Consider the following 12,679-nt stretch of genomic DNA (forward strand, 5'->3'; position numbering starts at 1 on the left):
TCAGTCGCCACCGGCCTCCAGCAGCGCCGCCAGCCCGTCACGATAGGTCGGATAGATCAGCCGTACCCCCAGATCGTCCTTGATCCGGTCGTTTCTGACCCGCTTGCTTTCGGCATAGAAGCTGCGTGCCATCGGCGTCATCTCGGCGGTCGCGAAGTTTTCCTCTGGTGGCAGCGGCAGGTCCAGCAGGGTGGCCGCATGGGCGATGACATCCTCGGGCGGGGCCGGGTCGTCGTCACAGAGGTTGTAAACGGCACCGGGATCGGGGCGCGCCATCGACGCGGCGAGCACCTGGGCGATGTCCGCGACATGGATGCGGCTGAATACCTGGCCGGGCTTGACGATCCGCCGCGCCGTGCCGGCGCGCACCTTGGCAAAGGGGCCGCGCCCGGGGCCATAGATCCCGGCCAGGCGAAAGACATGCAGCGGCAGGCCGGCAATGGCGCGCCATTCCGCCTCGGCGGCGACCCGCCATTTCCCGCGCCGTGTCGAGGGGGTCAGCGGCGTCGCCTCGTCCACCCAGCCGCCGTCATGATTGCCATAAACCCCGGTGGTGGACAGGTAACCGACCCAGGCGAACTGACCCGCCCGCGCCGTGATGGCGGCGCGCAGATGGCGCAGCATTGGATCGCCCTCGGCATCTGGTCCGGCGGAGATCAGCAGATGGGTCGCGGCGTCCAGCGTCGCGGTCAGGTCATCGCCGGGAAACACATGGGCCACGACCGTACCGCCGCGCAGGGCCGCAGCCTTGTCCGGCGACCTTGTGGTGGCGTGAATGCGCCAATCCTTTGGCGGCAGCAATTGGGCGAGGGCGCGGGCGCTATAGCCATGGCCGAGGGAGAGCAAGGTGTTCATCCCCCCCAAATGCGTCGCGACGGGCGCTCTGGCAAGGGCCGATGGGCTTGCGCCCGCCGCAAGCTCCGGTCAGAACGAGAGCTATGAGAACCGAAATTCGCATCCCCTCGCAGAAACCCGCCGAAAGCTTCACCGATGCTGCCGCAGCGGTGGATCGGTTGATCGCGGATTACGACGCGGCCACCGCCTTTCTGCGCGCGGCTTTTCGGCAGGCCCTGGCCGAGGGCGAACCCGCCTCACGGATCCGGGCGTTTTATCCCGAGGTGCGGATCACCACCACGACCCATGCCAAGATCGACAGCCGGTTGAGTTTTGGCCATGTCCCCGCACCCGGCACCTATGCCGCGACGATCACCCGGCCCCGGCTGTTCGCCAATTACCTGCGCCAGCAGATCGGTCTGCTGATCGAACACCACGCGGTGCCGGTCGAAGTGCGGATATCCGACACGCCGATGCCGCTGCATTTCGCCGTCGCCTCGGATGCCGAAGTCTCCGTGCCGCAAGAGGGTGCCGCCGATTTCCCGCTGCGTGATTTCTTTGACGTGCCAGATCTGTCGACCACCAATGACGACATCGTCAACGGCACCTACACCCAGGTGCCGGCTGCGGCGCGGCCGCTGGCGCCGTTCACCGCGCAGCGGGTGGATTATTCGCTGGCCCGGCTGGCGCATTACACCGCCACCGACCCCGAGCATTTCCAGAACCATGTTCTGTTCACCAACTACCAGTTCTATGTCAGCGAATTCGAAAGCTTTGCCCGACGGATGCTGGCCGACCCGGACAGCGGCTATACCAGCTTTGTCTCGACCGGGAATGCCGAGATCACCACGCCGCTGGGCGATCTGCCGTCCAGCCCGAAGATGCCGCAGATGCCGACCTATCACCTGAAACGGCCCGGCAATGGCGGCATCACCCTGGTCAACATCGGCATCGGCCCCTCCAACGCCAAGACCGCCACCGACCATATCGCGGTGCTGCGTCCACATGCCTGGATCATGGTCGGCCATTGCGCCGGTCTGCGCAATTCCCAGAGCCTGGGCGATTTCGTTCTGGCCCATGCCTATCTGCGCGAGGACAAGGTGCTGGACGACGACCTGCCGGTCTGGGTGCCGATCCCGGCGCTGGCGGAAATTCAGGTGGCGCTGGAAAAGGCGGTGGCCGATGTCACCGCGCTGCAGGGCTATGACCTGAAACGGATCATGCGCACCGGCACTGTGGCAACGCTGGACAACCGCAACTGGGAATTGCGCGATCAGAGCGGCCCGGTGCAACGGCTGTCACAATCCCGCGCCGTGGCGCTGGATATGGAAAGCGCCACCATCGCCGCCAATGGATTCCGCTTTCGGGTGCCCTATGGCACCCTGCTCTGCGTTTCAGACAAACCGCTGCATGGCGAATTGAAATTGCCGGGCATGGCCAGCGATTTCTACAAGACCCAGGTGTCGCGGCATCTGATGATCGGTATAAAAGCCATGGAAACCCTGCGGGAGATGCCTTTGGAGCGGATCCACAGCCGGAAATTGCGGTCCTTTGATGAAACCGCCTTCCTCTGACGGGCTGACGTCGGGGAAAAAGGACCCAAAGCGCAGTTTTTGCCTTGTTTTATTACACAAATTGTTGTGTTTGACCTCAATATCCGGTTAAATTTCCGGAATGTGGCCCAAGATCGGGCAGTATAGGGAGACCAGCAATGGCAAAACCGATGACCAAGACCCAATTGGTGGCTGCACTGGCCGAAGAAATGGGCGCAGACAAAAAGACCGCTTCTGCGGCTCTGGACGCCGTGACCGGCGTGATCACCAAGGAAGTGTCGGGCGGCGGCGCTGTGACCCTGCCTGGTGTTGGCAAGATTTATTGCCGCGAACGTCCCGAGCGGATGGTGCGCAACCCTGCCACCGGCGAGCAATTCAAGAAAGAAGCCGACAAGGTGGTCAAGATGACGATCGCCAAGGCGCTGAAAGACAGCGTCAACGGCTGACTCTGACATCGGCCCGCGCGGCGACGCGCAGCGGCCAGATCAGGTGGATGCAAGGGCTGCGCGTGTCGCGGCCCTTTTTCATTGGGCGATCTTCTGAAAGTGCGGCCTCAGGTCGTTGAGGTCAGAAGGGGGCGCTGCCCCCCGTCGCCCCTGCGGGGCGCCTCCCCCCGGGATATTTCTGACCAGAGGAAGCCAGCGGGCCTTTCCCCGATCCGGCGGCTGTGTTTGTGTCGAGCGATCACAGCGGAGGGGCAGACAATTGGGGTGGAAAGCATTCGGGCTGGGGCTGGCCTTTGCGCTGTTCTGGTCATCGGCCTTCACCTCGGCAAGAGTGATCGTTTCTCATGCACCGCCGCTGACCTCGCTGGCCCTGCGGTTTCTGCTGTCCGGGGTGATCGGCGTGGCGTTGGCACGGGCGCTGGGCCAATCCTGGCGGCTGACCGTGGGTCAGCGCCGGGCAACGGTGATTTTCGGGATCTGCCAGAATGCGATCTATCTGGGCCTGTTTTTTGTGGCGATGCAATGGATCGAGGCCGGGCTGGCCTCGATCATGGCCTCGGCGATGCCGCTGATCGTGGCGCTGGCGAACCGGCTGTTCTTTGGCGAACGGCTGGCCGCGATGGCCATGGTCGGGCTGGGCCTGGGGTTCGGCGGGGTGATCGTGATCATGGGCGCCCGGCTGTCCGGCGGCGCCGATCCGCTGGGGCTGACGCTTTGCGTGGTTGGCACCCTGGCACTGGCGGCGGCGACGCTGACCGCACGCGGCGCCTCTTCTGGGGGCAATGTGTTGATGGTGGTGGGCTTGCAGATGCTGGTCGGTGCCGCCTGCCTGGGCATCGCCGCGCTGCTGCTGGAGGAGTGGTGGATTGACCTCAGCTGGTCGCTGGTCGTTGCCTTTGTCTATACCGTCCTGGTGCCCGGCCTGCTGGCGACCTGGATCTGGTTCACCCTGGTCAATGACATCGGCGCAATCCGCGCCTCGGTGTTTCATTTCCTGAACCCGTTCTTCGGGGTTCTGGTCGCCGCGCTGGTGCTGGGTGAACAGATCAGCGGGCGCGATATCCTGGGTGTGGTGATCGTCGCGATCGGCATCCTGATGGTGCAGCTGGGGCGGGCGCGCGGCACCGAATAGGGCGGATCAGGCCCGCTCGGGCGGCCAGGGTCGGGCGGATTCGGCGGCGGCCCATTGCACCATCCACTCGGGCAGATGCGGGCGGTTATCATGGAGCTCGGGGCGGTCGAGCAGCGGGATCACCTCGGTCTCCATATTGACCATCTTGCGGTTGCGCACCACTGCGGCGCGGAACACCCCCTGACCGGCACAGGTGTCCGGATCAATCCAGAACGACTGATCGAAATAGAGGAACCGGGCATCCCAACCGGCCACCCTTGTCCGCTGTTCGAACTTTTCAAACAGGGTCAGCCGCCGCCGATAGCGCACCGCACTGCCGGCGATGGTCAGCGACAGGCCGTTTTTCTGAAATGTCTTCCAGGCGCCAATGCGCAGGACAAAGGGAATCCGGCCCATGTCGTAGAAGGTCAGGGTCAGGCCATTGTTCAGCTCGCCCATGAAATCCAGGTCCCAGGGCATCACGATGTGATGCGATACATGGGTGCCCCAGGGATCCAGCGGCTGGTTGCGCCAGCGCAGGGCCTGAAGGGTGAGTCGGGCAAAGGGATACATATGGTGACCTCCTGCGCGGCCCCTTGCCGCACTGCAGCGAGAGATCAACACGCGTTGCACCAGAAGGTCAACCGCGACCACGCGTCGACCTTGCACCAGGGCGCCGCATTGCCTACCTAGGGCTCTGACCCTGCCAAGGAGTGCCGCCGGTGCTGAGCCTGTTCCAAATTCTGATGCTGATCCTAGACATCGTCTGGTTCTTTATCATCGCCCATATCATCATGTCCTGGCTGATCAATTTCGCGGTTCTGAACATGCGGCAGCCGCTGGTCGCGCAGATCTGGCAGGGGCTGAACCGGATTGTCGAACCGATGTATCGCCCGATCCGGCGTATTTTGCCACCAATGGGTGGCCTCGACCTGGCGCCGCTGGTGGTGCTGATCGCGCTCTACGCGATCCGCATCGTTCTGGCCAACAACATCGGGTTGTTCGTCTGATCACGGCCCCGGGCGGAGCCTTGCCCGGGCGGAGCTTTGCCAGTCGCATCGGGGGAACGGCAATGTCACTTGCCTTTCGCCGCCGTCACTGGCCATCCTCGGGCAAAGCCCCAAATCCGGAGACCCTGATGCGCATTGCTCTGTTCCTTTCGCTGATCCTGCCGCTGCCTGCTTTGGCCGCCGATATCGCGGTGCCAAGCCGGGTCGAGGCGGTGACGGTGTTTCCCTCCGGCGCTTCGCTGACCCGCAGCGCCAGGTTCAGCGCCCCGGCTGGTCAACACCGGCTGATCCTTACCGACATGCCGGTGCGCGACATCGGTGGGCTGCGGATCGAGGCCGCCGGGGTGACCCTGGGATCGGTGACCATCCGCGATGACCTGACCCCGCCACGCGACCCGGATTCCCGCGCTGCCATTGCCGCCGCCGAGGCCGAGGTGACCCGCGCCGAACAGGCGCTCGAGGCGTCGCGCGACGCGGCCCAGTCGATTCGCGCCGAGGCGCAGGCGGCCCGGGCGAGGATCGCCTTTCTGCAGGGGCTGAGCACAGCCGATGGCCTGGCCGGGGCCGGGGTCGATGCCTTGCGCGACATGTCCCGCATGGTCGGTGAGGAAACCCTGACCGCCGAACGTCAGGCGCTGGCCGCTGAAACCGCCGCGCGTGCCGCCGATCAGGCCACCAAGGCGCTGCTTGAGGATCTGAACCGCGCCAAACAGGCATTGGCGGCGCTGGATGTCGAAACCAAGAGCCGGTCCTACCTGGCCATCGCCGTGGATGTGCCCGAAGCGACCGAGGGCAGCCTCACCGTGCGCTATGTCACCGGCGCCGCCGGCTGGCGCCCGATCTATGATTTCCATCTGGAACGCGGCCCGACCCCCTCGCTGGAACTGGGGCGCGGCGCCTATGTGGCGCAATGGTCCGGTGAGAACTGGGAAAATGTCGCGCTGGAATTGTCGACTGTGCGCCCGACCGGCAAGACCGATCCCGGTGTGCTCTACCCGATCCTGCGCCGGATCGAGGATCAGGATGCCCCGACAACTCGGTCGGAAAAAAGCTATGGGGCCGGCGCCCCGGATGCCGAGGAAGGGCTGGCGCCGACACCGGAACCGGTGATGGCGGTCGCCGATGCGCGCTATGACGGGTTGAGCGTGACTTACAGCTATGGCAACCCGGTCAGCATTGCCACCGGCGCCGACGAATTGCGCATCGCCCTGGGCAGCCTCAGCTTTCAGCCCGAAATCACCGCCCGCGCGGTGCCGATCCGCGATGAAACCGCGTTTCTGATGGCCGGGTTCGTGAATGGCGCGGACGAGATCATCCTGCCCTCGGACCAATCCGAATTCTATCTGAACGGCACCTTTGTCGGGCTGCGCGAAACCGCGCTTGTCGCCGCCGGGGATCGGGCCGAGTTCAGCTTTGGCCCGATCGAGGGGTTGCGGCTGACCCGTCGGGTGCTGGACCGCAATGAGGGCGACCGCGGTGTCATCAACCGCTCGAACCAGATCGAAGAGCGGGTCGAGATCGGGCTGCGCAACCTGACCAGCGAGGCCTGGGCGGTGCATCTGCTGGATCAGGTGCCCTATTCGAACCAGGAAGATCTGGAAATCGACTGGACCGCCACCCCGGCGCCCAGCCAGAAAGACGTCGATGGCAATCGTGGCATCCTCGGCTGGAACCTGATGCTGGAGCCTGGGGCGGAACGGACCATCCGTCTGGACCAGCAGCTGAAATGGCCCGCCGACAAGGTTTTGCGCTGAGGCCCAGGCAGGGGTCGGCCCTGACCGGGGCCGCCCTCTGTCTTTGCTTAGACCGGGCGGAACCGGGCCTCTGAGGGCACGAATTCCTCGACCCCGCCGTCGCCGATGTCATTCCACAGCCCATGCAGCGTCAGCTTGTCCTCTTCCACTGCCTTGCACACAAAGGGAAAGGTCATCAGGTTTTCCAGGCTGACCAGTACCGATTCCTTTTCCAGCGCCTGACGCTGTTCGATCGGATCGGTCAGATCCTTCACCTTTTCATAGCCGGGACGCAGGATATCCATCCAGCGGCCAACAAAGCTCGATTGTTCCTCAAGCTCGGGGGCATGGCCGGAGCACATGTCCAGGCAGCCCTGGACGCCGCCGCAATTGGAATGCCCCACAACGATGATATGCGCCACCTTCAGCACGGCGACGGCATATTCGACCGCCGCCGAGGTGCCGTGCTGCAACCCATCGGGTTTGTGCGGCGGCACCAGATTGGCGATATTGCGGTGGATAAAGAATTCGCCCTGATCGGCACCAAAGATCGCGGTCACATGCACCCGGCTGTCGCAGCATGAGATGACCATGGCGCGCGGGTGCTGGCCTTCGTCCGCCAGATGGCGGTACCAGGCGCGATTTTCAGCAAAAGAGGTCGCTTTCCAACCGCGATAGCGCTTCACCAGATAGGTAGGCAGGGGTTTGGCAAACTGCATCCTGATCCTCATCAAATTGTCTGAACCGGATATAGCCTGTGGCGTGCGCTGATGGAACGCATTCGTGAAAAATCGACAGCGCTATCGTCCCTCACCTCAATCATTTGGGAACAAAGCCGCCGCATCCTTGGCGGTGGAGCATAGGGAATACGAGGGTGAGATGGAGGATCGCGTTGCAATCCTGACCAGCGACGAACGCGTGCGCCTGGATCGGGACAGATTGGCCGAATTGACCAGCCAGCTTGGCGAGCAGGAGGCAGAAAACATCATTTGCCGCGCGATGGAGGAACTGGCGGTGCGCCTGTCCTTTACCGAGCGGCAGTTTCGTCAGGGAAAATACGCTGAAATACGCAAGAGCGCGAGGGCGCTGGTCGCGATTGCCGACCAGATCGGCATGTATGCGCTGGCCCGGGTCGCGGGCGATGTGATCGCCTGCGTCGATCGCGGAGATGAGGTGGCGTTGACGGCGGTTCTGGCGCGGCTGATGCGGATTGGTGAACAATCTCTGGCGGCGATCTGGGATCGGCACGACATGCGGTTCTGAGCGGCGGCCGCGGCCCTCTCCGGGTACGGGCCCTTGCAGGTGCGCGGCACTCTTGTAGGTTAGCGGCGCAAACTGATGAGGGTTCCCATGCCGCTGACTTTCGCCCCCGCCGGGTCTGATGCCTTGCCACTGACGCTTCTGTCCACCGAAACCGCCGAGGCCTGGATCGAGGCGCAGGATGCGCGCAGCGCCGCCTGGGCGCGGGGATCGGGATTTACCGGTGCGCTGGGCCAGCTGCTGGTGTTGCCGGGCGTGGATGGCGCCCCCGCCGGGGCGTTGTTCGGCCTCGGCTCTGCCGCCGACCGCCGCCGTGGACGGTTCTTTGTCGCCACCGCCGCCGCCAAGCTGCCGGAAGCGATCTGGCAACTCGACGACACCTATGCTGGTGATGATTTGGATCAGGTGGCGCTGGGCTGGCTGTTCGCGGGCTATGCCTTTGATCGCTACAAATCCAAGACCGGCGCCAAGGCGCGGCTGATCGCGCCGCCGGGGGTGGAAGCCGAACGGCTGGAAACCATCGCCGGATCCGAGGCGCTGATCCGCGATCTGATCAACACCCCCGCCGCCGATATGGGCCCCGCCGCGCTGGAAGCCGCCGCCACCGCCCTGGCCGATGCCCATGGCGCGACCATCAAGGTGCTGCGCGGTGCGGAACTGATCGACCAGAATTTCCCGATGATCCACGCGGTCGGGCGCGCCGCCGAAGAGGCGCCCCGGCTGATCGAATTCACCTGGGGCAGCGACGGCCCGGCACTGACCCTGGTTGGCAAGGGTGTCTGTTTCGACACCGGCGGGCTGGACATCAAACCCGCCGCCTCGATGGGGCTGATGAAAAAGGACATGGGCGGTGCCGCCAATGTGCTGGGCCTGGCCCGCGCGATCATGGAGCTGGGGCTGAACCTGCGTCTCAGGGTGCTGATCCCGGCGGTGGAAAACGCGATTTCCGCCAATGCCTTTCGCCCCGGCGACGTGCTGACCGCCCGCAACGGGCTGACGGTCGAGGTCAACAACACCGATGCCGAAGGCCGGTTGGTACTGGCCGATGCGCTGGCTTATGGGGCCGAGGGATCGCCGGATCTGATGATCTCGATGGCGACTCTGACCGGCGCGGCAAGGGTCGCGGTGGGGCCGGATCTGGCGCCATTCTACAGCGATGACGAAGGCTTTGTCGCCGCTCTGAACGGAGCGGCGCTGCGCGTCGCCGATCCGGTTTGGCAGCTGCCGTTCTGGGATCCATATGAAAAGATGATCGAACCGGCGATTGCCGATCTCGACAATGCGCCCAAGGGCGGGTTTGCCGGGTCGATCACTGCCGCCCTGTTCCTGCGCCGCTTCGCCGGGGGCACGAATTACGCGCATTTTGACATATATGGCTGGCAACCCAGCGCCGCGCCGGGCCGTCCGGTCGGCGGCGTCGGCCAGGGCTGGCGCGCGATCCTTGCGGCACTGCCCGAGGTGCTGGAGATTTGAGCGACCGGCGACGGTTGAAATCGAACGGGCGGGTCGCGGATATCGCGCTTCAAGGCGTGGTCGATGCCGACCGCTTTGTCGTTCCGCTACGGCATCAGGTCCGGCATCCGGTCACCGCCATCCACCCGCGCCCGCATGCCGGCGCGCGCGACCGCGAACTGGCATTCGGAGAGTTGTTCGAGGTGCTCGACATCGCCGATGGCTATGCCTTCGGCTATGCCGCGCGCGATGGCTATGTCGGTTATGTCCGGGCCGAGGCGCTGTCGGATCACTGGCGGAACCCGAGCCACCGGATCATCGCGCCGACCTATTGGCGCGGCCACCCGGCGCTGAAGGCCGAGGGCGAACCCGGCTTTCTGCCGATCGGGGCGCGGGTCACGGTCGACGCCATCCACCACGATCACTGTGACTGGGCCGAGGTCGCTCACCCGCCGGCCGGGCCGGACAGCAACGGCAGCGCCATCTATCTGCCGATGCCGCAGCTTGCGCCAATTGACCCGCCCGGCAGCGATCTGGTCGCCGAGGCGGCACGCTATCTCGGGGTGCCCTATCTCTGGGCCGGAAACAGTGGCTTCGGGATTGATTGTTCGGGTCTGGTTCAGGCCGCCTGCCTGGCCTGCGGCATCGCCTGTCCCGGCGACAGCGACATGCAGGCAGAGGAACTGGGTGCGGTGCTGCCCGAGGATGCGCCGCTGAAACGCGGTGACCTGCTGTTCTGGAAAGGCCATGTTGCGCTGGTCGCGGATCCGGATCGGATCCTGCATGCCAATGCCGGCTATATGGCGGTGGTCCATGAACCGCTGGATGAGGCGATTGCCCGGATCGAAGCGGTTGGCAACGGGGCGGTGATTGCCCGGCGCAGGCTTTAATCCACCGCGCGGATCAGCTTGCGTTCCAGCACCCGCAGAACGGTTTTCAGGTCATGACCCCGGCGCAGGATTCGCCCGTCCATCCCGACCACCGAATACATCCCCTGCTTGTCGCGCATCTTTGGTCGTTTCTCGATCCTATAGAGTGGCTGTTCCGAGGCGCGCCGAAACACCGAATAGATCGCGACATCGCTGAGGAACGAGATTCCATAATCGCGCCACTCTCCGGCGGCGACCATGCGCCCGTAGAGTCCGTTGATCTCCCGCAGCTCCGTTTTGTGAAACGTCACCTGTTCGGGGATGTATTGGCCGCCGCCGGGCGGAGTTGGGACATAGTTCATCAGCAAACCCTGCCACGATGGCGGCCAAAATCAAGGGCCTTGGCGCTTAGGGCATGTGGAAAAGCATCACCCCGGCTTGACCATCCCGGGCCTTTTGCGCAGGTTGCGGGCAAATTGGCATGCCGCCAAAAAAGGGAAGGATAGATCATGGCCGAGGCATTTCTTTGTGACGGGCTGCGCACACCGATCGGGCGCTACGGGGGTGCGCTGAGCAGCGTGCGCCCCGATGACATGCTGGCCGATGTGATGCGCCAGCTGATGGCGCGCAATCCCGGCGTTGAAGTCGACGATGTCTATGTCGGCTGCGCCAACCAGGCGGGCGAGGACAACCGCAACGTCGCCCGGATGGCGGTGCTGCTGTCTGGCCTGCCCGATACCATTCCGGGCGGCACCATCAACCGGCTCTGCGGGTCTGGCCTTGATGCGATCGGCACCGCCGCACGGGCGATCAAAGCCGGTGAAATGCAGGTGGTCATCGCCGGTGGCGTCGAAAGCATGAGCCGCGCACCGCTGGTCATGCCAAAGGCGGACAGCGCCTTTTCGCGCAAGGCCGAAATCTATGACACCACCATCGGCTGGCGTTTCGTGAACAGGGCAATGCACAAGCATTTCGGCACTGATTCGATGCCGGAAACGGCTGAAAACGTCGCCGAACAATTCCAGATCAGCCGCGATGATCAGGATGCTTTCGCCTTCCGCTCGCAGGATCGCGCCTCCAAGGCCATCGCGTCGGGTCGGCTGGCCGAGGAAATCGCCAAGGTGACGATCCCGCAGCGCAAAGGTGACCCCAAGGTGGTGGACACTGACGAACACCCCCGCGCCACCACGCTGGAAAAACTTGCCTCTCTGCCCGCACCGTTCCGTCAGGGCGGCTCGGTCACGGCCGGCAATGCCTCGGGTGTCAATGACGGCGCCGCGGCGGTGATCATCGCCTCGGAAGCGGCGGTGAAGAAATATGGCCTGACCCCGCGGGCGCGGATCGTCGGCATGACCACGGCAGGCGTGCCGCCGCGGATCATGGGCATCGGCCCGGCACCGGCGACGGAAAAACTGCTGGCGCTGACGGGCTACAAAATCGGTGACATTGACCTGATGGAACTGAACGAAGCCTTTGCCGCACAGGGTCTCGCGGTGACTCGTCAGCTCGGCATCGCCGATGACTCCGATTGGGTGAACCCCAACGGCGGCGCGATTGCGCTGGGCCACCCGCTGGGCATGTCCGGCACCAGGCTGGCCCTGACCGCGGGTATTTCCATGGGTCACATGGGCGCCAAACGTGCGATCTGCACCATGTGCATCGGCGTCGGCCAGGGCATCGCGATGATGCTGGAAGCGGTCTGAGACCCACTCCGGCCTGATCCAAGACCAAAGGGCCGTCCCGGTTGGGGCGGCCTTTTTCTATGGCTGGAGCATAGGGCTTAACCGCCCCCTGGCAGCGGACAGGACGATTTCGGATCTCGGATCAGAGATCCAGATCGCCCGGGTCGTAGACATGGCGACCAGTGTTTGAGGGCAGCAGGATCTTCCGGACCCAGATCCGGCGCGCATCGGCGATGCCGAGCGTCGGGTTGTCGTCCAGGAAATCACGGGTGAATTGATTGAACTGGTTGGCGGTCATCCACTCCATGAAGGCGATGTTGAACTTGAAATCCTCGCCGAGGATCTCCTTGAAGAATCGCCGCACATTTTGGGTGTTCTTGTAGCTGTCGGTGATGATCGTGGACGGCGAAAGCGGTTCCGCATGCCAGTCGAATGTTGATCGTTTCGGCCTGGCCTGATCGTCGGGATGAGTGGTTTCGCCGATGTCCAGAAAATGCGCGATACGCTCCAGGATGACGTACTTTCGCGAGGTCGTCTTGAGCCCCAGCCCCCTGGCGATCAACTCATCCTTGCGCCAATACCAGCGTTTCAGCTCTGCGCCAGTGCTGATCTGCGCGATGTCGGGGCGGGGATCTGATGGGGCGTTGGTTAACATTGCGTATCTCCTCAGGCCATGTTGCCAAATGGGATTCGCATCGCCGCGCAGGCATGATTCAAGCTGGTATCTGC

The 12,679-nt window shown here is 64.1% G+C and carries 14 protein-coding genes; 9 read left to right on the forward strand and 5 right to left on the reverse strand.

Features of this window, described 5'->3' with window-relative positions:
- Nucleotides 1-855, reverse strand: coding sequence for an SDR family oxidoreductase (locus P1U48_RS13005; RefSeq protein ID WP_301069480.1), 855 nt, complete (start codon nt 853-855; stop codon nt 1-3).
- Nucleotides 856-938: 83 nt separating this feature from the next.
- Here P1U48_RS13005 and P1U48_RS13010 point away from each other — a divergent pair, with 83 nt between their 5' ends.
- From P1U48_RS13010 to P1U48_RS13020, 3 genes are all read left to right on the forward strand, one after another.
- Complete coding sequence (locus tag P1U48_RS13010) at nt 939-2,408, forward strand: AMP nucleosidase (RefSeq protein ID WP_301069481.1); 1,470 nt, start codon at nt 939-941, stop codon at nt 2,406-2,408.
- Between the two features lie 137 nt (nt 2,409-2,545).
- On the forward strand, nt 2,546-2,833 hold the full coding sequence (locus P1U48_RS13015) for an HU family DNA-binding protein (protein ID WP_301069482.1): 288 nt from the start codon (nt 2,546-2,548) through the stop codon (nt 2,831-2,833).
- Between the two features lie 259 nt (nt 2,834-3,092).
- Complete coding sequence (locus P1U48_RS13020) at nt 3,093-3,965, forward strand: DMT family transporter (RefSeq protein WP_301069483.1); 873 nt, start codon at nt 3,093-3,095, stop codon at nt 3,963-3,965.
- A 6-nt stretch (nt 3,966-3,971) separates the two neighbouring features.
- Here the strand turns inward: P1U48_RS13020 and P1U48_RS13025 are convergent, their stop codons facing one another.
- A complete protein-coding gene (locus P1U48_RS13025; RefSeq protein ID WP_301069484.1) occupies nt 3,972-4,517 on the reverse strand; it encodes an acyl-CoA thioesterase in 546 nt (181 codons plus the stop codon).
- Between the two features lie 149 nt (nt 4,518-4,666).
- Between P1U48_RS13025 and P1U48_RS13030 the strand changes: the two genes are divergently transcribed.
- On the forward strand, nt 4,667-4,954 hold the full coding sequence (locus tag P1U48_RS13030; RefSeq protein ID WP_301069485.1) for a YggT family protein: 288 nt from the start codon (nt 4,667-4,669) through the stop codon (nt 4,952-4,954).
- Between the two features lie 128 nt (nt 4,955-5,082).
- Complete coding sequence (locus tag P1U48_RS13035) at nt 5,083-6,708, forward strand: DUF4139 domain-containing protein (RefSeq protein WP_301069487.1); 1,626 nt, start codon at nt 5,083-5,085, stop codon at nt 6,706-6,708.
- 47 nt (nt 6,709-6,755) lie between these two features.
- Here the strand turns inward: P1U48_RS13035 and P1U48_RS13040 are convergent, their stop codons facing one another.
- Nucleotides 6,756-7,406 (reverse strand): carbonic anhydrase, encoded by a 651-nt coding sequence (locus tag P1U48_RS13040; RefSeq protein ID WP_301069488.1) that lies wholly within the window; start codon nt 7,404-7,406, stop codon nt 6,756-6,758.
- 133 nt (nt 7,407-7,539) lie between these two features.
- Here P1U48_RS13040 and P1U48_RS13045 point away from each other — a divergent pair, with 133 nt between their 5' ends.
- The 3 genes from P1U48_RS13045 (at nt 7,540) to P1U48_RS13055 (ending at nt 10,289) form a co-directional block, all read left to right on the forward strand.
- Nucleotides 7,540-7,950 (forward strand): hypothetical protein, encoded by a 411-nt coding sequence (locus P1U48_RS13045; RefSeq protein WP_366142887.1) that lies wholly within the window; start codon nt 7,540-7,542, stop codon nt 7,948-7,950.
- Between the two features lie 87 nt (nt 7,951-8,037).
- Nucleotides 8,038-9,420, forward strand: coding sequence for a M17 family metallopeptidase (locus tag P1U48_RS13050; protein ID WP_301069491.1), 1,383 nt, complete (start codon nt 8,038-8,040; stop codon nt 9,418-9,420).
- Nucleotides 9,417-10,289 (forward strand): NlpC/P60 family protein, encoded by an 873-nt coding sequence (locus tag P1U48_RS13055; RefSeq protein ID WP_301069492.1) that lies wholly within the window; start codon nt 9,417-9,419, stop codon nt 10,287-10,289. The genes P1U48_RS13050 and P1U48_RS13055 overlap by 4 nt, the downstream gene beginning before the upstream one ends.
- Here P1U48_RS13055 and P1U48_RS13060 read toward each other — a convergent pair.
- Nucleotides 10,286-10,630 (reverse strand): DUF2794 domain-containing protein, encoded by a 345-nt coding sequence (locus tag P1U48_RS13060; protein ID WP_301069494.1) that lies wholly within the window; start codon nt 10,628-10,630, stop codon nt 10,286-10,288. The two genes, P1U48_RS13055 and P1U48_RS13060, sit on opposite strands and share 4 nt — an antisense overlap.
- A 147-nt stretch (nt 10,631-10,777) precedes the next feature.
- Between P1U48_RS13060 and pcaF the strand changes: the two genes are divergently transcribed.
- Nucleotides 10,778-11,971 (forward strand): 3-oxoadipyl-CoA thiolase, encoded by a 1,194-nt coding sequence (gene pcaF, locus P1U48_RS13065; RefSeq protein WP_301069495.1) that lies wholly within the window; start codon nt 10,778-10,780, stop codon nt 11,969-11,971.
- 121 nt (nt 11,972-12,092) lie between these two features.
- Here pcaF and P1U48_RS13070 read toward each other — a convergent pair.
- On the reverse strand, nt 12,093-12,679 hold a 587-nt coding region (locus P1U48_RS13070; protein ID WP_301069496.1), incomplete at its 5' end, for a DUF6434 domain-containing protein.

The sequence above is a fragment of the Pseudooceanicola sp. genome (assembly GCF_029213205.1).
Taxonomy (GTDB): domain Bacteria; phylum Pseudomonadota; class Alphaproteobacteria; order Rhodobacterales; family Rhodobacteraceae; genus Pseudooceanicola.